This window comes from Rhodococcus sp. UFZ-B548 (genome assembly GCF_903819475.1).
In the GTDB taxonomy this organism is placed as follows: Bacteria; Actinomycetota; Actinomycetes; order Mycobacteriales; family Mycobacteriaceae; genus Rhodococcus_F; species Rhodococcus_F erythropolis.
In genome coordinates this window covers 79106-102583 of sequence record NZ_CAIJDS010000014.1, presented here as the reverse complement: position 1 = coordinate 102583, position 23478 = coordinate 79106, and the positions used below count along the sequence as shown (strand labels likewise).

The following is a 23478-nucleotide window of genomic DNA, read 5'->3' as shown; positions in this document are numbered from 1 at the left end:
ATCAATGAGCCGGCTGGCAAGCATCCCTGAGCGCGCAGGCACCGCAGGAAGCGGTGCCGCAAGCGGCAGCGTTCGCCTTGGCCTCGGGGGTCTCCGCCACCGGCTCGTCGGCGGCAGGCTCGGAGTGTCCGCCGCAGTTGCAGTCGTTACCGCATCCGCTCTGCTGCGGGAGCGCGGCGGCTGCGCGGGTGCCGATGCCTCCACCGAAACCGGCAGTGAGGATGGCGACGACGACGGCGATGATCGCGACGGCAATGCCGAAGACTCCGCCGATGGTCAGTGCTGCGACTCCGCCGATGACCAACATTCCAGCGGCCGCGAGCATGGTCGGACCGGCCACCTTGTTGGCGAGGGCGAACGACTCCTCGCTCCGCAGGGAATCCTCGGTGCGGACACCGGCCCAGCGGTTGCGCGGGAGTTTGCCGATCAGTCCGGCGACAGCAACTCCACCGACGGCGACAGCGAGCACGAATAGCACCACAGCGACAACGATCACCCATACAGGATAGGCGCGAGTGGAGTTGATGGTATGCCCGGGTCGTGCAGGCTCTACCCTGGTTATCGGTATTTCCGTCAGCCAAGTAGATAGCGACCACAGTGACCGAGTCTCCGCAGTCCCCCGATTCACCAGCCGACGCAACTCCGCAGCACCGCTACACCGCGGAGCTCGCCGGCCAGATCGAGCAGCACTGGCAGGACCGCTGGAGTGAGGAAGGCACGTTCAACGCGCCCAATCCGGTCGGTCCGCTCTCCTCGCCCGACGGTGTTCCCGCCGACAAGCTCTTCGTGCAGGACATGTTCCCGTACCCCTCGGGTTCGGGCCTGCATGTCGGTCACCCGCTCGGATACATCGCTACGGACGTCTTCGCGCGCTTCCATCGCATGCAGGGCCGCAATGTCCTGCACACCCTCGGTTACGACGCCTTCGGTCTCCCGGCCGAGCAGTACGCCGTGCAGACGGGTACCCACCCACGGACCACCACCGAGTCCAACATCGCCAACATGAAGCGCCAGCTGCGACGCCTGGGTCTGGGCCACGACGAGCGTCGTAGTCTCGCGACGACGGATGTCGACTTCTACCACTGGACGCAGTGGATCTTCCTGCAGATCCATGGCGCCTGGTACGACAAGGAAGCCGGCAAGGCGCGTCGTATCTCCGAGTTGGAAGCCGAGTTCGATTCCGGTGAGCGCGCTCTGGAAGACGGACGCGAGTGGGCTTCGTTGGACGTGGCCGCGAAGGCCAAGGTTCTGGACTCGTACCGCCTTGTCTACCAGTCGGATTCGATGGTCAACTGGTGCCCCGGTTTGGGTACCGTCCTGGCCAACGAGGAAGTCACCGCCGACGGTCGTAGTGACCGCGGAAACTTCCCAGTCTTCCGTAAGCATCTCCAGCAGTGGATGATGCGCATCACCGCGTACTCCGATCGCCTGGTCGACGACCTCGAGTACCTGGATTGGCCGGACAAGGTCAAGGCCATGCAGCGCAACTGGATCGGACGCTCGTACGGTGCCGAAGTTACCTTTGCGGCAGGCGAGTACGGCGTCGATGTGTTCACTACCCGTCCGGACACGCTGTTCGGCGCCACCTACGTGACGCTGGCTCCTGAGCACGACTTGGTGGACAAGCTCGTCGCGGACGAGTGGCCCGAAGGTGTCGACGCGCGCTGGACTGGCGGTGCCACGACTCCAGCGGAAGCTGTTGCTGCATACCGTAAGTCGATTGCCGCCAAGACCGACCTGGAGCGCCAGGAAAACAAGGAGAAGACGGGCGTCTTCCTCGGTTCCTACGCCGTCAATCCGGTCAACGGACACAAGGTTCCGATCTTCATCGCCGACTACGTTCTGACGGGTTACGGCACCGGTGCGATCATGGCAGTTCCGGGACACGATCACCGTGACTGGGAGTTCGCGAACGCGTTCGGTCTGGATATTCTCGAAGTTATTGCCGGTGGCAATGTTTCGGAGGCTGCGTACTCCGGTGACGGCCCGCTGGTGAACTCCGACTACCTCGACGGGCTGGACGTTGCCGAGGCCAAGGCGACCGTCATCAGTCGCCTCGAGGAGAGCGGCCAGGGCAAGGGCACCATCCAGTACAAGCTGCGCGACTGGCTTTTCGCGCGTCAGCGTTACTGGGGCGAGCCCTTCCCGATCGTCTACGACGCGGACGGCAACGCACACGCTCTGCCGGATTCGGCTCTGCCCGTGGTGCTTCCGGAGGTCGAGGACTACGCACCCGTGTCCTTCGATCCGGACGACGCCAACTCCGAGCCCTCTCCCCCGCTGAACAAGGCGACCGACTGGGTCAACGTCGAGCTCGATCTCGGTGACGGTCTGCAGACCTACCACCGCGACACCAACGTCATGCCGCAGTGGGCAGGTAGCTCGTGGTACCAGCTGCGCTACATCGACCCCACCAACCAGGACGCCTTCTGCGACCCGCAGAACGAGGCGTACTGGACGGGCCCGCGTCCGGAACTGCACGGCCCCAACGATCCCGGTGGAGTCGACCTGTACGTCGGCGGCGTCGAGCACGCAGTGCTGCACCTGCTGTACTCGCGCTTCTGGCACAAGGTTCTGTTCGACCTGGGCTACGTGTCCTCGAGCGAGCCGTACCGCCGCCTGTACAACCAGGGCTACATCCAGGCATTCGCGTACACCGATGCCCGCGGCGTCTACGTGCCGGCAGAGGAGGTTGTCGAGCGTGACGGCAAGTTCTTCTACGAAGGCGCCGAGGTCAACCGCGAGTACGGCAAGATGGGCAAGAGCCTGAAGAATGCCGTTGCGCCGGACGAGATCTGCGCCGAGTTCGGTGCAGACACTCTGCGTGTGTACGAGATGTCGATGGGTCCGCTGGACACCTCGCGTCCGTGGGCTACCAAGGACGTCGTCGGTGCTGCGCGATTCCTGCAGCGAGTGTGGCGCGTCGTCATCGACGAGGAGACCGGCAAGCCCCGTGTCACCGACGAAGCGCCCGGTGAGGAGACTTTGCGTGCGCTCAACAAGGCGATTTCCGGTGTCATCGAGGATTACACGGCGCTGCGCGACAACACGGCCGCCGCGAAGCTGATCGAGTACAACAACCACCTCACCAAGGCGTTCCCGGGCGGTGCGCCGCGTGCTGCTGTCGAGCCGCTGGTGCTGATGCTCGCTCCCCTGGCGCCGCACCTCGCGGAAGAGCTGTGGTCGCGTCTGGGTCACACGGAATCCCTTGCGCACGGACCCTTCCCGGCAGTCGAGGAGAAGTGGCTCATCGAGGATACCGTCGAGTACCCGATCCAGGTCAACGGCAAGGTTCGTAGCCGCATCAGCGTCCCGGCGGATGCCGATCGCAAGGCTGTCGAAGAGATTGCGCTGGCCGACGAGAAGATCGTCGCTCTGCTCGAGGGCAACGCACCCCGCAAGGTGATCGTTGTGCCGGGCAAGATGGTCAACATAGTTCTGTAGGGCCTTCGGCCCCTGTGCGCCGTTTTGGTAGTTACCGCTACCGAAACGGCGCACAGTCGTATCTGGTAGATGACCCCAGATTGATTGCGAGATATATTGTCCAGCAGAAAAGTTACATTCAGTCGGTAACAGAAATGGATCAAGTGTGCTCAATGCTGCGAGGGTCTTCCGCATCGATGGTCAGAACGCCCTCCCATTCGGCCAGTCCACGCTCAAGCGACACAATCTGGTGGAGTCAGATTTAGAGCGCTGGGTAGTCGCCAACCCCGACGTTCTCGGCACAGGCGTGCAGATAGTGGCGACTCAATATGACAAGTGGGCATTACCGTCGGGCGATCGCGAAAAGTCCCGCCTCGATGTGTTGGCCCTTGACCCATCTGGCCAACTGATCGTCGTAGAGTTAAAGCGCGGCTCCGACAGCAAGATACATCTGCAGGCACTGACGTACGCCGCAATGGTTGCATCATTCACCATGGATACACTGGCCGAAGCGCATGCGGACTGGTGCAATCAGCAGAAACTTGACGATACGCCGACGATTACCAGCGCTGAAGCCCTGAACAGGTTGCGTTCGGTGGTGGCTGGAGAAGGAGAATGGACTCCTGATCTCCTCACGCGCCCCAAAATCGTACTCATCGCCGAGAGTTTCCACCCGCAGGTTTACACGACCGTCAAATGGCTTACAGAACTTGCCCCGACAGCACTCGACATCGAAATCCACACGGCCACGCTCTTCGCGATCGGTGATTCGGAACCCGAAGTGTCACAGCAGTTGTGCCTTACATTTCACTGCGAGTTCCCAGCTGAGGGAATTGAGACCAGAATCCTTACGGCGGGGATCCCGCAAGAAGCCGTGGACCAGGTAACGATGGAAATCGTTGAGCGTAGACGCAACAAGAAATCGGTCCACATCATTCAGCAATACGGGCTCATCGAACCGGGCGAACTTCTCACTATTGATTTAGGCACATCAGTCAATTCTGCCGTTCGTGCGGATGTCGAACGATGGATTTCGGAAGACAAGAACCGTGGGCGTGCCGAATGGGTCGGCGGCACAACCAAAGTACTGCGTTGGTGTGCAGAACCGGGCGGTACATCGTGGTCTCTTACGGGCCTTGGAAAGCACATCATCGAACAGGCAACGCAATCGAAGCCACACGTCCTTTCGGGGCCGGGCGTGTGGCTGCGAGGCGGCCGGACTCTTTACGACATTGCAAGCAACTTCCAGGAAACGGATGAGGACAGCTGAGTTCAAAATGTGATCGGCGCGGTTCGCGTGGAGCATCCTGTACGTAGAGCTGATATCTTGAGTCGCGTACAGGGGTTCGACAGCATTGGTGGGGGCATGGATGTCTGAGCTCTGTACCATTGCTGTTCGGTCACGTGCGCAGAATTTCAATTCCATTCTTTTGTAAATCGATTAGATCGGTATCCCGGCTTCCGGCGACATCCCTATATCGAATACCGCATCGTCATGATCGACGTCACCGGAAGGATCTCGATGCCTACGCGTTGTGCGGCTGTGATATTCGGGGTGCTGATTGCGCTGGCAGGATGCGCGAAGGAATCTGACGTAGAAGGTGAAGCCATGGTTCGTGGCGTATCAGTGAACAGAAATTTGACCGAATCTCTTGCGCGTCAGTCTGTTATCCGATACTTGACCGATACTTTGGCTCAGACTCCGAGCGATGCCGCGTTGTCCCGTCAGCATCCTCAAGCTCCCAGCGGATTGTTTGGGAATGGAACTGTTCTGCCTTGCATCGACGACGATACAGTCGGAAACCGGCCGCTGAACGTCATCGTCAAGTACTGGGTGGTCGGTATTCCACCGGGCAAGTCCGCTGAATACTTCGACACCATCCTCCGGGTGTGGCAGGACTTCGGATGGAAGAAGTTGGCGGCCGAAGGTGGGCTGAAATCGGCGACCGCGCGCACATCCGACGGCTATGCGTTCGATCTCTCTGCGAATACCAATGGCGACCTGATTGTCAGTGCCTCGTCTCCGTGTTTCCCAGCCAGTGCGCTCGGCGGCGAACCCTTCCCTCTCGGCATCGTCAACCCGAACCGGTGAACGGTAGGAATTCCCCACGTTCAAGTTCGAGCCGAGAATCGTTGCCGTTGCTCATAATCCAAGGGCGGTTTCGAGTTCGTGACGCCAATCAGTCGTTGTCCTGATTGTCCCGCTCCGCGGAACATTCTGTAGCGCGCGTTCGACGCGAGGGCTGTGATGCAGGTAACACGTTGCCGAGAACGGTAGCTGTCGTTCCACTGCACTTCCCCGCAAGGCCCCGGCCGACGGTATTCGGCAGGGGGTCAATCGAATTCGCAGGTGTCCCGAAAGGATTCTTCAGCCATGGCGTCTCATGTCCACAGCGACGGTTCGTCTCCCAGTCTGCCCGAATCGACGTCGATACCGGAGAGGTGGACTCCGCGACTGGTGTTCTCGCTGGCGTCGATCGTTCTTCTTCTCGAAATGCTCGCGGTGAGCTACATGATGATTTCCACGGCGCTGCCCGCCATCTCGGTGCATTATCAAACAACGCAGGGCGCTTGGCTGCTCACGTCGTTCCTGCTGCTGGGGGCGGTCGCGTCTCCGCTGCTCGGCAAGCTCGCAGATATGTACGGCAAACGAAAAGTCCTGCTCTTTGCGGTCGCCGGCGCAGCGGTCGGTTCCTTCATTTCGGCGATTGCGCCGAGCTATGCAGTCTTGATTCTGGGCCGGTCCCTGACTGGTCTGCTCGTTCCCTGCCTCTTCCTGAGCTACTCCCTCATTCGAGATGTCTTTCCGCCGAAAACCGTTGCGCTGGCTGTCAGTATTGCAACCTCCGGCATGGGCCTGATCGCTATTCCGGCGCCGTTCCTCACCGGTTGGTTGATCGACAACCACGGGTTCCGGAGCATCTTCTGGTTCTTCGTCATCGGTTTGGTTTTGCTCGGCGGCATGATCTTCGCTTCGACGGCGGAATCAGCTGTACGACTGCGTTCTTCGCTGGACCTGATCGGTGCGGTACTACTCGGATCGGGCATCGCCGGAATTCTGATCGGCGTCAGCTTCGGACCGACCTGGGGCTGGAAGAACGGCTCGACACTGGCCTATCTGATCGGTGGCGTCGCACTGCTGGCGGCTTGGGTTGCCTCTGCCCGAGCCATCCGTGAGCCCTTGATCGACCTGCGCTACTTCGGTAAGCGTTCGGTGATGCTCACCGCCGTCGGTGCCGGGTTCTGCTACGGCGCGTCGGGAGTCTTCACGATTTTGCTGCCGATGATGGTGATGACGCCAGCAGTTCTCGGCCTGGGATACGGATTCGGCGTGACAGCAGAGGGATTCGCGATCTTCCAGGCGCCCCTTGGCGGCATGGTGGTGGTCGGCGGCTTGATCGTGGGCTTCCTGGTCGGCCGCAACATTCGACCCCGTCTGCTGATGATCATCGGAATGATACTCATGGCAGTCGGATTCACCTTGACGGCCACCATTCACGACAACAAGCCGCTGCTCATCATCTTTGCCGGAATCTTCGGTGTCGGTATGGGTATGGGTTACGCCTCCATTCCGAACCTGCTCATCGAGGCAGTGCCGCCGCAGTTGCAGGCAACCACGGCGAGCATGGTCGCGGTCTTCCAGAGCATCTTCCCCGCAGTGCTTCCCGTCATCGCCTTCACGGTGTTGAACTCGCACATCGCGATGGCGATGGAGGGCGCTGTGTTCTACACCGACGAGGGCATGCGCATCGCGTTCCTGATCGGTGCTGCTGCAGCAGTTCTGGGCGCGATCGCAGCCGTATTCCTGCCGCGAAACATCGTCCAGATCGGCGCAGAAGACGGCGCGGCGCAGGAGACGTCCCTTCTCCCTGCTCACTGATCGGAAATGCTGCGCGTGTAGATCCGGGCTGACAGGATTGGGTGTACTGAGGAAAGGACGCCCATGACATTCGCGGATCTGGACGGCGATGAACTGTGGAGTTATCTGCAGGAGCGTTCAGGATTGCCCGGCCCGCGCGCGAACCTCGCGCTCATGCTCGAGTTCGCGCGCGGCGCCGATGACGACGACATCCTGCAGGCGGTGGAGTCCGAAGACGAATACATCCGCTGCTGTGGGATCGTCGGGCTCGGATTCATCCTTGTTCGTTCGCGCGACGAGGCTGCTCTGGACAGTCTGACGGAGGCGACCACCAGTGCTTCGTGGCGTGCACGTGAAGCTGCCGCGATGGCCGTTCAGGCGATAGGCGACACGGATCCGGAATTGTTCCGGGCGATCATCGAGCAGTGGGCGCGCTCCACCCATCCATTGACGCTGCGCGCAGCGGCTGCCGGGATCTGCGAGCCACGGTTGCTGAAGGACAGGACCAACGCTGCGCTGGCCGTCCAGGTGTGCCGAGACGCTACCGAGTGGATCGTCTCGCAACCAGCTGATGCCCGTCGTGACGCCGACACACGTACTCTCCGGCAGGCGCTCGGATACTGCTGGAGCGTCGCGGTCGCGGCTGATCCGGAGAATGCCCTGCCGGCATTCGTCTCCCTGGAGGCGTCGGATGACGCCGATGTCGTCTGGATCGTCCGGGAGAACCGGAAGAAGGCTCGCCTGCGCAAGGTGCTCGAAACCTGACCCGTGGACCAGAGACGTAGGTTATCCTCAGAATTAGAACCTGTTCTAACTACGAGGGGTAGACCATGGCACCGTCCGCAGAGGTAATCCGCAAGACCGTCGACGCCTACATCGAGACAGTTGCCACGGGCACTGCCGCCCAGGTTGTGGCCCTGTATGCCGAGGGTGCAACCGTTGAAGACCCGGTTGGTACCGACGTTCGCACCACCCGCGAGTCCATTCTCGAGTTCTACTCCGTGATCGAGAATTTCGACCAAGAAGCTCACCTTCAGACCCTCCGCATCGCCGGAAACGAAGCGGCATTCCACTTCTCGCTGATCACCAAGCTCGGCGAGCAGACCCTGACCATCGCACCCATCGACGTCATGACCTTCGACGACGACGGAAAGATCCTGTCGATGCGTGCATTCTGGAACCAGGAAGACATGATCACCGCCTGACATGACGGTCAAGACGATCGATGTCGACGGATTCCGTTGGCAGATTGACGATTCCGGTTCTGGGACAGCTGTGGTTATGTGTCACGGCTTTCCCGGCCTCGGGTACAGCTACCGGCATCAGTCGGCAGCGTTGACGGAAGCGGGTTTTCGGGCGATCGCACTCGACATGCCCGGTTACGGCGGCACTACCCGCCCCGAAGCGGTCGAGGACTACACCAACGATGCCGTCGCGAACCGGCTGATCGATCTACTCGACGCTCTCGGAATCGACAAAGCGGTGTTCGTCGGCCACGATTTCGGCGCGCCGGTCGCGTGGACCACCGCTCTGCGCCATCCCGATCGTGTTGCGGGGCTTGTCTCGTTGGCGGTCCCCTATGCGCCCGACCGGTTTCCCGCAAAACCCTCGACCATCTACGCCGCGATGGCGCGCAAGCATTTTCTGCACATTCACTATTTCCAGGAACCGGGTGTCGCGGAGCGCGAACTCGACGCCCGTCCACGTGAGTTTCTTCAGCGGCTTTTCCATGCCCTCTCCGGGGCTTACCGGTACCTCGACGTCTGGAAGAACCCGGCCGAAGGAAACGGCTACCTCGACGTACTGCCTGAGGCGCCTGCATTGCCGTGGTCGTGGCTCACCGAGGATGATCTGGACGTCTATGTAAAGACCTTTACTGCAACGGGTTTCACAGGTGGTTTGAACTGGTACCGGGCGTACGACGCCAATTGGGAACGCAGTGCGGATTTGGACGGCGCGCACGTGAACGTCCCGACGCTCTTCGTCGCGGGCGCCGAGGATCCGGTCATCGCGATGAGCGGCCCCAAGGCATTGGACCGCATGAAGGACACCGTCCCCGACCTGCGGGGTGTGCACCTTCTCGGCGGCGCGGGGCACTTCGTACAGCAGGAACGTGCTTCCGAGGTCAATGAACTTTTGATCTCTTTCCTTCGGTCGCTCTAGGCGAAATCGGGCCGAAGGTCTAGCGTTGCGCAGATGCGCACCAGGATCTTCGATCGCGGTATTCGGGTAGGTATCACCGGTGCTCTTGTTGCCGGTTCGCTTCTGGCTCTGGGTGTGTCCGGTGCCGCGGCCGCGCCGCCCTGCCCTGGATCGTCCCCCGCAATCCTCAGCGCCCAGATTCCGGGCGCGGCCCTCGAGGGTGTCACCGTGGACGCTCAGGGTCGCCTGTACACGACAGATCTGGTGAGTGGTCGAATCTTCCGCGTCGACGCGCCTGGTCAGGCCGCAGTTCCGATCGCGACGGTTCCCGGCGGTGCGGGCGCACTCGCGTGGGGTCCGGACGGTTCACTGCTGGTGGGAACCGGAGCAAACGCCGGCGTGCTGATCGGCGATCTGACGCGTGCTGCGTCGGTCGCGCGGGTGGACGTGAACTCGGGTGCCGTGACGCCGATCGCCGGTGGTCTGAGCGCTGCAAACGGCCTCGCCGTCGCGCACGACGGAACGATCTATGCCACCAACGATTTCGGTTCGTTGATCGGTAAGGTCAGTCCAGGCGGTGCCGTCGACCCGGCGTGGGCGACCTTCCCGAGTGCAAACGGTGCAGCCCTGAGCGCCGATAATCGCTGGCTCTACGTCTCGCGCACGTTCGCAAACCCGGGTGTCAGCCGCATCTCCGTCGACAATCCAGGGTATTCGGAATCGTTGGTCGATCTCGGCGGTCTCGAAACCTTCTCTGCTCCAGATGGTTTGACCCTGGACTCGCGAGATCGCGCAATCGTTCCCACGGACATCAGTGGTGAGGTGTGGCGGATCGACGGACCTGGCCAGTACTGCTCGCTCACCAGCGGACTGCAGGCGTCGAGTGTGTTGACCTATGGGCGCGGCAATTCCGGATTCGCGAGCGGGCATCTCTACCGCGCTGGGTTCGACGGAAAGATCTTCGAGATTCCGGCTGGCTTCGATGCGGGTGCCCAGGCCGCGACACCGTAACGCGACACCTTCACTCGTCTTACCCACTACTGATGCCGGGACTGCCGGAATCGTCCATACTGGTCTGCATGGCGGAAACGAGTGAGATCGACGAGGCCGAAGTGGCCCTTCCCGCGATACCGCAGCCGTTGCTGACCCCGCTCACCGAAGCTGCGATCTTCCTGGTTTTCACCATCGACGAGGGTGGTGAGCAGGCAGTTCACGACGTTCTGGCCGATATTTCCGGACTGCAACGCTCGATCGGATTCCGGGTTCCCGCCGGTGGCTTGGCCGCCGTCGTCGGCATCGGTTCGGATGCGTGGGACCGTCTGTTCGAGGGTCCACGGCCGGCAGAATTGCATCCTTTTGTCGAGTTGACCGGTGACAAACACCACGCTCCCCGCACACCGGGCGATCTGTTGTTCCACATCCGGGCCCGTCAGATGGACCTGTGCTTCGAGTTCGCCACGGTCGTGACCAACAGGTTGGCCGGCGCCGCGTCGGTGATCGACGAGGTCCACGGGTTCAAGTACTTCGAACAACGCGACCTCATGGGTTTTGTCGACGGCACCGAGAACCCGTCCGGGCAGGCCGCCTACGTTGCGGTCACCGTCGGTGACGAGGATCCGGACTTCGCAGGCAGCAGTTACGTCATCGTCCAGAAGTACCTCCACGACATGTCGGAGTGGAACTCACTGCCCGTCGAGGAGCAGGAGAACGTCATCGGACGCTCCAAGCTCGAAGACCTCGAGATGGACGACGACACCAAACCGGCCAACTCGCACACCGCACTCACCGTCATCGAAGACGAATCCGGTGAGCAGATCCAGATTCTGCGCGACAACATGCCGTTCGGCCACGTCGGCTCCGCTGAGATGGGTACCTATTTCATCGGTTACTCGGCGTCGCCGACGGTCACCGAGCAGATGCTCACCAACATGTTCATCGGGAATCCCGTCGGCAACTACGACCGCATTCTCGATTTCTCGACCGCCGTCACCGGAATCAATTTCTTCGTTCCGACGGCGGACTTTCTCGACGATCCCCCGGACGCGCCGACCAGGCTCGTTCCCGAAGCGACGTTCACAGCGCCCATCTCTGACGGTTCTCTCGGAATCGGCAGCCTCAAAAGGAGTGCCCAGCAATGACAAACCTGCACCGTGACCTAGCACCCATTTCGGCAGCAGCCTGGGCCGAGATCGAAGAAGAGGCGAGCCGTACCTTCAAGCGCCACGTCGCCGGTCGTCGTGTGGTGGACGTGGAGGGCCCGTCAGGTGACGATCTTGCGGCCATCCCGCTCGGACATCAGGTGCCGATCAATCCCTTGGCCGACGGCGTCATCGCACACGCTCGTCAGTCGCAGCCGGTCATCGAACTGCGGGTCCCGTTCACCGTCAGCCGTCAGGCCATCGACGACGTCGAACGCGGCGCCAAGGACTCCGACTGGCAGCCGGTCAAGGATGCCGCCAAGCAGATCGCGTTCGCCGAGGACCGCGCCATCTTCGAGGGATACCCCGCAGCCAGCATCACCGGCGTGCGGGCGAGCGGTTCCAACCCGGAATTGAAGCTCCCCATCGACGCCAAGGACTACCCGGAGGCCATCAGCCAGGCGATCACGTCGCTGCGCCTGGCCGGTGTCAACGGACCGTACTCATTGCTCCTGAACGCCGACGCGTTCACCGCGATCAACGAGACCTCCGATCACGGCTACCCCATCCGCGAGCACCTGCGACGCGTTCTCGACGGCGAGATCATCTGGGCCCCGGCCATCGACGGCGCTTTCCTGCTGTCGACGCGTGGTGGTGACTACGAACTGCATCTGGGCCAGGACCTGTCCATCGGTTACCTCTCGCACGATGCGAACTCCGTCGAGCTGTACTTCCAGGAATCGATGACGTTCCTCATGTACACCAGCGAAGCCGTTGTCTCACTTGCGTAAGAGCCTTCGAAACCTCTGATGCCAGGGCGAGCGAGGCAGTTCGCCGATGTCCTGGAGGTGGGCGACAAAAGCCTGGGCGTCCGCGTGCGAAGACGTCTTCGGCCGTCCGTCCGCCCACGCTGTGAACAACCGAAGATAGCGATCGCCGAGAGTGTGGCGCACGACCGGAAGGTGGTGCGCCACTTCTCCTGCGCGCTTTCGGAGCAGTGCCGTCGAGAGAACGGCAGCATCGTCTTTGTCGAAGCCTTCGGGTAGTTCGCCGCCTGCCACCAGTGCGCGAATCAGTGCCTCTTGACGCTCACCGAGCGCGCTCATGTGCGTGACCAATCGGTGCCCGCGGTGATGCGATCAAGCCCCGACGCGTCGGCGATGGCATCGAGCTCGTCGAGCAATTCCAGTGCCGGCGGATAGTTTCCGTCACGCTCGAGCATTATCGCGGGATGGTGACCGGCGGCGGTGAACTGCGCAAGGAGTTCCAGCACGGCTTCGGGCACAGGATCGGTATGCGTGTCGTGGTATTTGCCGTCGCTGATGCTGCCACCGGCGATGTGGCAGTATGCGATTCGCTCGAGTGGTAGCCGGATCAGCTCGGCCCAGGGATCACGCCCTCGGTTGAGGGCATTGGCATAGACGTTCGCGATGTCGAGAACCAGCAGAGCCCCGGTGCGTTCGACGATCTCCGAGAGAAACTCCCCTTCGGTCAACTCGTCGTCGGGCCAGTCGAAAAGGGCGGCAACGTTTTCGACGGCAAACGGCACCGGTAGACCGTCCTGAGTGCGGGTGATGTTGCGTACCAAGACATCGATCGCTTCGTAGGTGCGTGGCAGTGGGAGCAGGTGCCCGGCCTCTATGCCGCCCGCCCGCACGAATGCAATGTGCTCACTCGCCAAGGGGGCGTCCAGTAGCTGGGCTGCATGCGCAAGGTGATCGATCCGTGCCTGATCTACCGCCTCGGCCCCGCCAAGGGAGAGCGAGATTCCGTGCGGGACCACCGGAACTCCCAGCGAACCGAGGTGCGGCGGTATCTCGTTTCCGATGGATTCGGCAATGACTTCGCAGAATGCCAGGCCGTCTAGCTGCGCGATGATTCCGGATACCTCGGGACGCCAACCGATTCCCAGGCCGTACAGGGTCATTCGAGTCACCTCCCGTGTGCAACTGCTAACGGCGACTATAGACGGATCAGCCGGGCAGCCAGTTGGGTCCCGGACCGTTGCCTTCTTCGAAGATCAGCCACGTTTTGGTCGAGAGAACCCCGTCGAGTCCCTGGAGTTCTTCGAGAACGGTGTGGCGTAGTTCCTGGTTGTCCGGGGCTCGAACCAGCACCAGAACGTCGAAGTCGCCGCCGAGGAGGGAGAAGTGCTCGACAAACGGCAGTGCCTTCAACGACGCAGCCAGACCCCTCCACGAGTGCTGCCTGATCGAGAGCGCCACGTACGCCGAGGAGCCGAGTCCGGCCTTCTCATGGGCGATCCGCGTCGTGAATCCGGTGATGATTCCGGCGTCCTCGAGCCTTTCGATGCGGACGTAGGCGTGAGCGCGAGATATGTGCGCTTTCTCGGCCAGTGCACGCATGGAGATGCGACTGTCTGCGACCAGTTCGGCGATGATGCGGCGGTCGATCGCATCGAGAGCGTGCGGTTCGGTGGCCATCTGTCCATTCCTGCTTCGGTAGTCGAGTCGGTTTATGGACATATTGCTGCCCGAATCCTCATGATAGGCCGTTTGTCTTGAATCTTCGACGCCTTCTGCCATTACGTCGCCGAAGTGCGAATACTGATGGACACAACGTCTTCTGGAGGTAGAAGTGACTCTTGTCGAGCCCTTGGGGGAACTGCGGTATCAAAAGTTCCTGCCGGCCGATTCCGCGGTGCAGTACCTCGACCCTGCTGGAGAACTGACGCGCAGCGAGGCGCGCTACGCAAAACCGAGCGACGATCGCCTGATCGAGATGTATCGAAAGATGTTCCTGGGCAGACGCTTCGACCAGCAGGCGACGGCGCTGACCAAACAGGGGCGCCTGGCCGTGTATCCGTCCTCGCGAGGGCAGGAGGCATGCCAGATCGCGGCAGCGATGAGTCTGGAGCCGAGTGACTGGCTCTTCCCCACCTATCGGGATTCGATGGCGTTGGCTGCTCGGGGTGTCGATCCGGTGCAGATTCTGAGCATGCTTGCCGGCGACTGGCACTGCGGGTACGACCCGGTAGCGCTGCGCAGTGCGCCGCAGTGCACCCCGCTGGCAACGCAATTGCTGCATGCAGCGGGGGTGGCCTACGGGGAGTCCCGACGGGGCCTGAACACCGTCGCGCTGGCGCTCTGCGGCGACGGGGCCACCAGTGAGGGTGATTTCCACGAAGCGCTGAACTTCGCCGCCGTCTTCAAGGCACCGGTCGTCTTTCTGGTGCAGAACAACGGATTTGCGATCAGCGTGCCGTTGTCACGTCAAAGCGCAGCACCGACGTTGGCGCACAAGGGCGTCGGCTACGGGATCGGCAGCGAGCAGGTCGACGGCAACGATCCTGTTGCGATGATGGCCGTCATGGACGAGGCGGCGCGCTTCGTCCGCAGCGGAAACGGACCGGTGATCGTCGAGGCACATACCTATCGCATCGACGCACACACCAATGCCGACGACGCCTCCCGCTACCGCGACAGCGCCGAGGTGGAAAGCTGGCTCGGGCGAGATCCGTTGCCGCGTCTCGAAAAGTATCTGCGCGCAAACGATCTGATCGACGACGCCTTCGTGGAATCACTGACCGCAGAGGCAGAAACCGAGGCCGCCACACTGCGCGCCGGCATGAACGTCGACCGCCCGCACGATCCGCTCGATCTGTTCCGGTATGTCTTCGCCGAGCAGACACCGCAATTGCGTGAGCAACAAGCCCAACTCGAAACCGAACTTGCCGCCGAAGCCGCTGACACAGGGGGACACTGACCATGCCCATGCTCACGATGGCTCAGGCCCTCAACACCGCGCTAGGTGACTCTCTGGCTGCGGACGACAACGTTGTCGTCTTCGGTGAGGACGTCGGCACCCTGGGCGGCGTTTTCCGCGTCACCGACGGCCTCACCCGCGACTTCGGCGACGACCGATGCTTCGACACTCCCCTCGCCGAGTCCGGCATCATCGGATTCGCAATCGGCATGGCCATGGCCGGTTTTCGTCCGGTCGTGGAAATGCAGTTCGACGCGTTTGCCTATCCGGCATTCGAGCAGATCGCCTCCCACGTCGCAAAGATCCGCAACCGTACCAAGGGTGCACTGTCGATTCCGATAGTCATCCGTGTTCCTTTTGCCGGCGGTATCGGCGGGGTGGAGCATCACTGTGATTCCAGCGAGGGCTACTACGCACACACGCCCGGCCTGAAGGTCGTGGCGCCATCCACGGTGGAAGATGCGTACTCACTGCTACGTTCGGCGATCGAGGACCCCGACCCGGTGATCTTCCTCGAACCCAAGAAGCTGTACTTCTCGCGAGCCGATGTCGAACTGACCGCACGGGAGCCGATCGGGCGCGCCGTCGTCCGGCGCCCCGGTCGTGACGCGACGCTCATTGCCTACGGTCCGTCCGTGGAGGTTGCACTGAAGTCCGCCGAGGCTGCTGCGGCCGAGGGCCGCGACATCGAGGTGATCGACATCCGGTCGATAGTGCCGTTCGACGACGAGACGGTCACCGCGTCGGTGCGAAAGACCGGACGCTGCATCGTCATCCAGGAAGCGCAGGGCTTTGCCGGTGTTGGTGCGGAAATTGCTGCTCGCGTGCAGGAGCGATGCTTCCACCATCTCCACGCTCCGGTGCTCAGGGTCAGCGGATTCGACATCCCCTACCCCGCGCCGAAGCTCGAGCGTCACCACCTGCCCAGCGTCGACCGTGTCCTGGACGCCGTCGACCGTCTGCAGTGGAACGACGCCCCGGACACCCGTTGGGCGGTGACGGCATGAGCAATCAGGTATTCATGCTCCCCGACCTGGGTGAAGGTCTGGCCGAGGCCGATATTGCGGAGTGGCACGTCAAGGTCGGCGACGTGGTCACCATCGATCAGATCGTCGTCGAGGTCGAGACCGCGAAAGCTGCTGTGGACGTGCCTATCCCGTTCGCCGGGACCGTCGTCGAATTACATGGCAAGGACGGCGACACCTTGAAGGTGGGCACGCCGTTGATCACTGTGAGTGGTGGCGGCAGTGTCGACGCGGTCGTTTCGGCCAACCACGAGCGTTACCGTGAAGAGGAACGCGCGGGTTCGGGCAACGTCCTGATCGGCTACGGCACCAGTGAGGATGCACCGAGACGCCGTCGCAAAGCTGCTCCGTCGGTACGCGTGATCTCGCCAATCGTTCGTAAGCTGGCTGTCGACAACGATATCGACCTCTCCTTGCTCTCCGGATCCGGTGCCGGCGGGGTGATAACGCGCGCTGACGTCGAGGCCGGGTCGAACACCGGCCCGGAGACGGAAACGTCGCACGTGAGCGACCAACGCATCCCGATCAAGGGGCTTCGCAAGGTGGTGGCCGACAAGCTGTCCACCAGCCGCCGTGAGATCCCTGACGCGACAACCTGGGTCGACGTCGACGCCACCGAACTGTTGACGGCACGGGTCGAGATCAACAAGTCACTGCCCGATTCCGACAAGATCAGCCTGATGACGCTGCTGGCTCGGCTGACCACCGCGGCGTTGGGGCAGTACCCCGAACTGAACTCGTCGGTCGATACTGCTCGAGGCGAGATCGTCCGACACGCCCGCATCCACCTGGGAATTGCCGCACAGACACCGAAGGGATTGATGGTACCGGTCATTCGAAATGCGGACGCCCTGAGCACCGTCGAACTCGCACAAGCACTTCGGGTGACCACCGACCTTGCGCGCGACGGCAAACTCGAACCCGCCCGCCTGACCGGCGGCACGTTCACGCTCAACAACTACGGGGTATTCGGGGTCGACGGATCGACTCCGATCATCAACCACCCCGAGGCGGCGATACTCGGCATCGGACGCATCATCGACAAGCCGTGGGTGGTGAACGGCGAGTTGACCGTCCGTAAGGTCACTCAGATCTCGTTGAGCTTCGACCACCGCGTCTGTGACGGAGGCGAAGCCGGTGGATTCCTGAGGCTGTTCGGTGACTACATCGAGAACCCGATCCGCGTCCTGGGAAGGCTCTGATGACCAAGGCTCCGATGATCAAGGCTCCGATGACAACTGCAGAACAGCACAGTGATGTCGTGATCCTCGGTGGCGGATCGGGCGGCTATGCCTGCGCCATCCGCGCCGCCCAACTCGGATTGTCGGTCACGCTGATCGAAGTGGACAAGGTCGGCGGAACGTGCCTGCACCGCGGATGCATCCCGACCAAGGCGCTGCTGCATTCCGCCGAGGTGGCCGACTCGGCACGCACCAGTGAGCAATTCGGAGTCCGGGCATCTTTTGACGGCATCGACATCGCGCAGGTGCACGACTACAAGAACGGAACAGTCGAGCGGCTGTACAGCGGTCTGCAAGGTTTGTTGGCGCAACACAAGATCACTATTGTCAACGGTTACGGAACGTACGTCGGTGGGCGAAGCATCGACGTCGACGGAACCCGCTATACCGGAACATCACTCGTTCTGGCCACCGGTTCGTATCCGCGGGAACTGCCCGGCATAGAACTCGGCCGCCGGATCCTCACCAGTGACCAGGCGCTCGAACTCGACCGGGTGCCCACCAGCGCGACAGTGCTCGGTGGCGGTGTCATCGGCGTCGAGTTCGCGAGCCTCTGGCGCTCGTTCGGCGCCGAAGTCACGATCGTCGAGGCACTCCCGCGACTGATCGCCGCGGAGGACCCGTGGTCGTCGAAGCAGCTGGAGCGGGCTTACCGGAAACGCGGAATCGTCTGTAAGACAGACACAAAGATCGTTTCCGCGAAAGAAGCAGCCGATTCGGTCCGCGTCGAACTAGGCGACGGAACGATATCCGATACCGAACTACTGTTGGTCGCCGTCGGCCGCGGACCCCGCACGGACGGTAACGGTTTCGAAGAAAACGGAATCAGCCTCGACAAGGGTTTTGTCGTCACCGACGAACGCCTCCGTACGTCCGTGGACGGTGTGTACGCGGTCGGCGACATCGTGCCCGGTCTTGCGTTGGCGCACCGAGGTTTCCAACAAGGAAACTTTGTGGCTGAACAGATCGCCGGGAAGGATCCGATACCGGTCGCCGAACACTTGATTCCTCGCGTGACGTACTCACATCCCGAAGTTGCATCAGTCGGACTCGGCGAAGAGGCGGCGCGCACGCAGTACGGTGACGTCTCCACCGTCGTCTACGACCTGTCGGGTAACGGCAAGAGTCAGATCCTGCGAACCACCGGGGGAATCAAAGTGATTCGCAGCGGAACCAGAGGTCCCGTCGTCGGCGTCCACCTGGTAGGCGACCGGGTTGGTGAACTGATCGGTGAGGCGCAGTTGGCTGTCGCCTGGGAAGCACTTCCCGATGAAGTGGGGCGTTTCATCCACGCGCACCCCAGCCAGAACGAGGCGTTGGGCGAGGCCATGCTCGCACTCGCGGGAACACCACTGCACGCGCACCGCTGAACCATGACCAGAAGAGGATCTGCAATGAGCATCGACGACGAACTGCGCTGGGACGGTGAACTGACCGTCACCCGACATGATCGGGAGACCGACACGACCTTTGTGATCCGAATCGACTCCACCCGTCTGGGACCGGCGTCGGGTGGCACGCGGGCGGCGCATTACCCCTCGATCGGTCACGCGCTGGCGGACGCCGGGAAGCTGGCCGGCGCAATGACTTTGAAGATGGCTGTCTCCGACCTGCCGATGGGTGGCGGGAAGTCGGTGATAGCACTGCCCGCGCCGCGCAATCGGATCGACTCGGCGACTTGGTCTCGTATCCTCGACATTCACGCGGAGAACATCGACAAGCTCGAGGGAAACTACTGGACCGGTCCTGACGTCAACACCAACTCTTCCGACATGGATCAGCTCAGTCGCACCACCAAGTACGTCTTTGGGCGTTCGGTCGACAATGGTGGCGCCGGTTCCAGCGCGCACGCCACGGCTCTGGGCGTGTTCGAAGCGATGAAGGCCACGGCGCGCCGTCGTGGACTCGGAACACTCGACGGCCGAAAGGTGCTGGTTCAGGGGCTCGGCGCCGTCGGCGGGGATGTTGTGCGTCTCGCAGCGCAGGCTGGGGCACGCCTGCTTGTTGCCGATACGGACCCGCAGCGCCTCGAGGCGGCTTCTCTTGCGGGGCACACGATCGTTCCTGCGGACGAGGTACTTCGAACGTCGTGTGACCTCTTTGCTCCCTGTGCGATGGGAGGCATCATCGATTCCGCTGTTGCTGCGTCGATTCCGACTCTGGCCGTGGCGGGCGCAGCAAACAACATCTTGACCGATGCCGCTGCGGGCGAGGTTCTGCGAAGCCGCGGGGTTCTCTGTGCCCCTGATTTCGTCGCGAACGCAGGCGGAGCCTTTCACCTGGTGGGGCGAGAAGTCCTGGGGTGGAACGAAGACGATGTCGTCGAACGAACCCGAGGGATCGGTCGAACTCTGGACGAGGTGTATTCGTTGAGCGAGGAACGTGGCATCACTACCGAGGCCGCAGCGCTTCTGCTCGCCCGGACGCGGCTATCCCCCGCATCCACCACCGCCGCCGCCACATCCGCCACCCCCGCTGCAGCTGCCGCCTCCCCCGTCTGAACCGCCACCGTCCGAACCCCCGCTACTTCCGCTGCCGTCGGCACCGATTCCGGCGGCGGAGGCCAAGGCGGGATTGATCATCAGCATCGCCGAACCGGCGAAGAGAGCGGCGGACATCCCCGCCAAGCGTGGTCCGTAGGCAGAGAAGGCAGGCTTGTTGCGCGGGGACAGGTAGGCGTGTGCCGTGGTCAGTTCCGAACGTGCCGCACTGCCCGAGGTGGTGCGATCGAAGTTGAGCCCGAGCAGCGGGATGCTGAACCCGGTGGCGAGTACGGCGAGAATCAGAAACTCGACGGGCTTGTCGTTGTGCAGTCCGAAAGCAATGCGGACGATACCCACGGCCACCAGGATCTTCAGCGGTACTGTGGAGAGAAAGATTGAACGCCTGGTGCTGTCGGAGGTCAGGTATCCCCGGTCCGCCAAAGAGTTTCGTAGGCGAGCTGTTTCCACCGTCATGCGCTCGGCGAGTTGCCGCCGACGATGGGGCAGAGCCTGCTGGGCCAGGCGCTGGTACACGGTGAGGGTGTACCAGTCCAGGGTTTCGTCGCCAGGGCCCAACGGGCGCAGGACAGCGCCGTCGGTGGTGATCAGATCAGCGCTACGCAGGATTGCCAATGATGCTGCGATGGCGCGTGACTCGTCTGTCAGCATGCCGACTTCCGGAGGGGTCAGTTGCTCGGCGGAATACCCGTGCCCGGCGGAATACCTGCACCGGCGCGCCCGGATCATCAGACGCCACACCAGAGTGAGAACCATGAGCGTGGCCGAAACGGCTATGTAGCCGTAGAGGAAATCCTCGCTGGGGATCCCCCAAGTGTCGGCTGCATGCGTGCTCATCCCCCACACCCCCGCCGCCGCAACTGCTACCGCTGCCGCCACCGCCGTCCGAGCCGGATGATCCGGATGAGGAGCCACAACTGTAGTAGCTCGAACCCCCGCCGCCCGGGCTGTACGCGGCGCCCGCAGCCACTGCTCCCGCCAGCGCGGGATCGATCAGAACCAGAGCTCCCGAACCGAAGAGCGCCGCCGAGAGTCCGGCGAGCGAGGGACCGTAGCTCGAGTACGCGGGCCGCAGTTTCGGTGAGAGGTACGAGTTTTCGTGCTTGAGGCGTCGAAGCTCGCTGTCGCCCAAAGCTGTCCGACGACGCTTGATGCGGAGAAGTGGAATCATCAGCGCGAGAACGATGATGGTGAGGAGCAGAAACCCGACCGGCTTACCGCCGGCGATGCCGGCGACGAGACGGACTACGCCGAGACCAATTACCGCCAGGATCGGAACGGTCCGAAAGGCGGCAGTCAGCCCGTCCTGCGGGCGTTGCAAGTATCCCTCGTCGATCAGCGTCGTACGTAGTTGTGCGAGTGCGACGTTCAGCCGTCCCATCAGACGCACCTGCCGCAGCGGGACCTTTCCGTTTCCGAGTCGCTTGTGCACGGTACGGGTGAACCAGTCGAGACGACTCTTGTCCTCCGCAGTGAGTGCCAGCTTGGTCTTTCCTTCGGTGCTGATCAGTTCGGCGCTGCGCAGAATAGCCATCGACGCCAGAACGGCCTGGTAGTCACTGGTCAAGGCGCCGATCTCGGGAGGAGTGAGCGGCCGACGGACCGAGTCGACGACCACGGGCGACCGGCGCGCAGTCATTCGGCTGTACAGCGAGAGTCCGATCGCGACGGCAGCCGCCACCAGGTACCACTGAAGGAAAGTCTGGCTGGGGATCCCCCACGTGTCGGCTGAGTAGTAGTTGTTCACCGCACTCACCCCCCACAGCTCACGGTGCTCGAGAAGGTCGAGCAACTGGACGGTGAAGACCCGCCGCCGCATCCGGGTGCCCAACCGCCGTCGCGACCCGGATCGAAGAGTGCCGCGGCAATACCCGCCGACGTCGCCCCGTAGGTGGCAAACGACGGTTGGAAATTCGGTGTGAGGTAGGAGTATTCGTCCTTCAAGCGACTCAATTCGACCTGGCCGAAACGAGTGCGTCGGCTCAGGCGGAGAAGGGTTACGACAATCAGGGCGAGGCAGACGACAACGAGCGGAAGGTATCCCTCCGGGTTCTCGTTCACGACAGTGAATCCGGTCCTGATCGTGCCGACCACGGCGACGACAACGACCGGTACCACGGACAATCGCGTCAAAGTGTGTTCACGATTGCCGTTCAGGTAGCCGGCCTGCACCAGGTCGCTACGAAGCTCCAACAGCGGCAGCGGAAGTGTCGGCACGAGCCGGGAGGGCACGGCAGTTCCACCGGCGTCGTCGATCCGCTGGCGGACGATGCGGGTGAAGCGGTCATGCTGACCCTGGCCGGCAGAATGTGCAGCACTCTCGAGTTCTGCCACGGCAGCGCGTACCGCACGCTCGTCGCTGGTCAGTACACCCATCTCCGGTGGTGTGAGTGTGCGCAATGCAGGTGTGGGCTTGCGCATGGCGACGCCTCTGATCGCAAGTGCGATCACCACAGCTCCGGTGGCAGCGGCGACGTACCACCCGAGGAAAGCCTCGGTGGAAATTCCCCACGTATTCGTATGATCATGCATCGCACACCACCTCTCGATGAACTCCTGAGAACCAGTCCAGTCTCTTTGTCCGACAACTGATGTCAGTATCGGGCCAGTACCCGGAAAAGCGATATCCGGGTGGCCATCGTCATCATTCCGTTACCGGCGAACTGGGGATTTACCGGCCGGTAGGTCGAAGCACGATCTCCGTGGGGTGTGCGTCGGACGGTGTTTCGACGGCAGTGAGTACGGCACGCGCCACAGTGGAGCCCTTCAGGAAGCGCTCCGGGTCGTACTCGTCGCCCTCGCCGGCGACGATGTTGCGCTGCATGTCGGTGTCGATTCGACCGGGGTGAATGGAGGTGACCCGCAAGGACGGCTCTTCCAGGCGCAGGGCGTCTCCGAACGCGCGCAGGGCGAACTTGCTGGCCGCGTACGAGCCCCAGCCGGCGTTGGCGCGCAGTCCGGCACCCGAATTGATCAGTACGACGTGGCCACCGGCTGCCCTGAGGGCAGGAAGGAGGACACGAGTGAGTTCGGCGACGGCGATGACGTTTGCCTCGAGGGTGCGCCGCCACTGATCGACCGAGGATTCCTCGATGGTTCCGATGTCGGCCACGCCGGCGTTGTGTACCAGCACGTCGAGCGTCGTGATGGACGAGGCAGCGACCGCGACGGCGTCGTAGTCCGTGAGGTCGAGGGGTAGAGGCGTCGATCCGGGTAGTTCGGCGCAGATCGGTTCGAGGGCCTGCGCGGATCGTGCACCGAGCAGCAGGTCGTGTGTCGGCGCCAGTTCGCGTGCGATGGCAGCTCCGAGGCCGCGACTGGAACCGGTGATCAAGGCAGTAGGACGCATGGTCCGAGCCTATCGAGTGAGGATTGTTCGGCTAGACGAACTTGTGTATTTGTTTACCCACATATTAGAGTTCG

At 62.4% G+C, this 23478-nt stretch carries 22 protein-coding genes and 1 pseudogene; 15 read left to right on the top strand and 8 right to left on the bottom strand.

Annotated elements, in window-relative coordinates; translation table 11 throughout:
- Position 1: 1 nt before the first annotated feature.
- Entirely contained in the window at positions 2-496 is a 495-nt protein-coding gene (locus tag H7C86_RS14770; RefSeq protein WP_070384682.1) for an SdpI family protein, read from the bottom strand.
- 101 nt (positions 497-597) lie between these two features.
- Between H7C86_RS14770 and leuS the strand changes: the two genes are divergently transcribed.
- The 10 genes from leuS (at position 598) to H7C86_RS14720 (ending at position 12353) form a co-directional block, all read left to right on the top strand.
- Positions 598-3444, top strand: a complete 2847-nt coding sequence (gene leuS / locus H7C86_RS14765; protein ID WP_070384681.1) for a leucine--tRNA ligase — start codon at positions 598-600, stop codon at positions 3442-3444.
- A 145-nt stretch (positions 3445-3589) separates the two neighbouring features.
- Entirely contained in the window at positions 3590-4693 is a 1104-nt protein-coding gene (locus H7C86_RS14760; protein WP_020971470.1) for a methylated-DNA-(protein)-cysteine S-methyltransferase DNA binding protein, read from the top strand.
- Positions 4694-5101: 408 nt separating this feature from the next.
- Entirely contained in the window at positions 5102-5515 is a 414-nt protein-coding gene (locus tag H7C86_RS14755; protein ID WP_182261740.1) for a hypothetical protein, read from the top strand.
- 282 nt (positions 5516-5797) lie between these two features.
- Positions 5798-7303 (top strand): MFS transporter, encoded by a 1506-nt coding sequence (locus H7C86_RS14750; RefSeq protein ID WP_029256798.1) that lies wholly within the window; start codon positions 5798-5800, stop codon positions 7301-7303.
- A gap of 63 nt (positions 7304-7366) precedes the next feature.
- Positions 7367-8047, top strand: a complete 681-nt coding sequence (locus H7C86_RS14745) for a HEAT repeat domain-containing protein (protein WP_153213423.1) — start codon at positions 7367-7369, stop codon at positions 8045-8047.
- A 65-nt stretch (positions 8048-8112) separates the two neighbouring features.
- The gene (locus H7C86_RS14740; RefSeq protein WP_003942502.1) at positions 8113-8487 is read left to right on the top strand and encodes a nuclear transport factor 2 family protein; all 375 of its coding nucleotides are present in this window, start codon (positions 8113-8115) and stop codon (positions 8485-8487) included.
- A 1-nt stretch (position 8488) separates the two neighbouring features.
- On the top strand, positions 8489-9445 hold the full coding sequence (locus H7C86_RS14735) for an alpha/beta fold hydrolase (RefSeq protein WP_134998684.1): 957 nt from the start codon (positions 8489-8491) through the stop codon (positions 9443-9445).
- Positions 9446-9478: 33 nt separating this feature from the next.
- The gene (locus H7C86_RS14730) at positions 9479-10435 is read left to right on the top strand and encodes an SMP-30/gluconolactonase/LRE family protein (protein ID WP_084325608.1); all 957 of its coding nucleotides are present in this window, start codon (positions 9479-9481) and stop codon (positions 10433-10435) included.
- Positions 10436-10503: 68 nt separating this feature from the next.
- Positions 10504-11562 (top strand): Dyp-type peroxidase, encoded by a 1059-nt coding sequence (locus tag H7C86_RS14725; protein WP_044480584.1) that lies wholly within the window; start codon positions 10504-10506, stop codon positions 11560-11562.
- On the top strand, positions 11559-12353 hold the full coding sequence (locus H7C86_RS14720; RefSeq protein ID WP_020909834.1) for a family 1 encapsulin nanocompartment shell protein: 795 nt from the start codon (positions 11559-11561) through the stop codon (positions 12351-12353). Before H7C86_RS14725 ends, H7C86_RS14720 begins: the two co-directional genes overlap by 4 nt.
- Here the strand turns inward: H7C86_RS14720 and H7C86_RS14715 are convergent.
- The 3 genes from H7C86_RS14715 to H7C86_RS14705 are packed head-to-tail and all read right to left on the bottom strand — an operon-like array spanning position 12342 to position 14006.
- Positions 12342-12668 carry a hypothetical protein gene (locus H7C86_RS14715; protein ID WP_084325607.1) on the bottom strand — a complete coding sequence of 109 codons (327 nt, stop codon included), beginning with the start codon at positions 12666-12668 and terminating at the stop codon, positions 12342-12344. The genes H7C86_RS14720 and H7C86_RS14715 overlap by 12 nt on opposite strands.
- Entirely contained in the window at positions 12665-13489 is an 825-nt protein-coding gene (locus H7C86_RS14710) for a DUF692 domain-containing protein (RefSeq protein ID WP_182261739.1), read from the bottom strand. The genes H7C86_RS14715 and H7C86_RS14710 overlap by 4 nt, the downstream gene beginning before the upstream one ends.
- A gap of 46 nt (positions 13490-13535) precedes the next feature.
- Complete coding sequence (locus H7C86_RS14705) at positions 13536-14006, bottom strand: Lrp/AsnC family transcriptional regulator (protein WP_020971454.1); 471 nt, start codon at positions 14004-14006, stop codon at positions 13536-13538.
- A gap of 154 nt (positions 14007-14160) precedes the next feature.
- Between H7C86_RS14705 and pdhA the strand changes: the two genes are divergently transcribed.
- From pdhA to H7C86_RS14680, 5 genes are read left to right on the top strand one after another with little or no spacing between them, the layout of a single operon-like run.
- Positions 14161-15288, top strand: a complete 1128-nt coding sequence (gene pdhA / locus H7C86_RS14700; RefSeq protein ID WP_182261738.1) for a pyruvate dehydrogenase (acetyl-transferring) E1 component subunit alpha — start codon at positions 14161-14163, stop codon at positions 15286-15288.
- Positions 15289-15290: 2 nt separating this feature from the next.
- A complete protein-coding gene (locus H7C86_RS14695) occupies positions 15291-16295 on the top strand; it encodes an alpha-ketoacid dehydrogenase subunit beta (protein WP_113683365.1) in 1005 nt (334 codons plus the stop codon).
- Complete coding sequence (locus H7C86_RS14690) at positions 16292-17515, top strand: dihydrolipoamide acetyltransferase family protein (protein ID WP_133728188.1); 1224 nt, start codon at positions 16292-16294, stop codon at positions 17513-17515. The genes H7C86_RS14695 and H7C86_RS14690 overlap by 4 nt, the downstream gene beginning before the upstream one ends.
- Positions 17515-18924 (top strand): dihydrolipoyl dehydrogenase, encoded by a 1410-nt coding sequence (lpdA, locus tag H7C86_RS14685; RefSeq protein WP_220463459.1) that lies wholly within the window; start codon positions 17515-17517, stop codon positions 18922-18924. Before H7C86_RS14690 ends, lpdA begins: the two co-directional genes overlap by 1 nt.
- A gap of 24 nt (positions 18925-18948) precedes the next feature.
- The gene (locus H7C86_RS14680) at positions 18949-20055 is read left to right on the top strand and encodes a Glu/Leu/Phe/Val dehydrogenase family protein (protein WP_182261737.1); all 1107 of its coding nucleotides are present in this window, start codon (positions 18949-18951) and stop codon (positions 20053-20055) included.
- Here H7C86_RS14680 and H7C86_RS14675 read toward each other — a convergent pair.
- The 4 genes and pseudogenes from H7C86_RS14675 to H7C86_RS14660 all read right to left on the bottom strand — a co-directional run bounded on the left by H7C86_RS14675 (position 19984) and on the right by H7C86_RS14660 (position 23404).
- Positions 19984-20784: a TIGR04222 domain-containing membrane protein gene (locus H7C86_RS14675; protein WP_259349125.1), complete on the bottom strand. Its 801-nt coding sequence runs from the start codon at positions 20782-20784 to the stop codon at positions 19984-19986. The genes H7C86_RS14680 and H7C86_RS14675 overlap by 72 nt on opposite strands.
- 280 nt (positions 20785-21064) lie before the next feature.
- Positions 21065-21874 (bottom strand): annotated as a pseudogene (locus H7C86_RS14670) (TIGR04222 domain-containing membrane protein); the annotation flags it as partial.
- Positions 21808-22587 carry a TIGR04222 domain-containing membrane protein gene (locus tag H7C86_RS14665; RefSeq protein WP_182261735.1) on the bottom strand — a complete coding sequence of 260 codons (780 nt, stop codon included), beginning with the start codon at positions 22585-22587 and terminating at the stop codon, positions 21808-21810. The gene H7C86_RS14665 and the pseudogene H7C86_RS14670, both read right to left, overlap by 67 nt.
- A gap of 139 nt (positions 22588-22726) precedes the next feature.
- Complete coding sequence (locus H7C86_RS14660; protein WP_020971446.1) at positions 22727-23404, bottom strand: SDR family oxidoreductase; 678 nt, start codon at positions 23402-23404, stop codon at positions 22727-22729.
- Positions 23405-23478 lie beyond the last annotated feature (74 nt).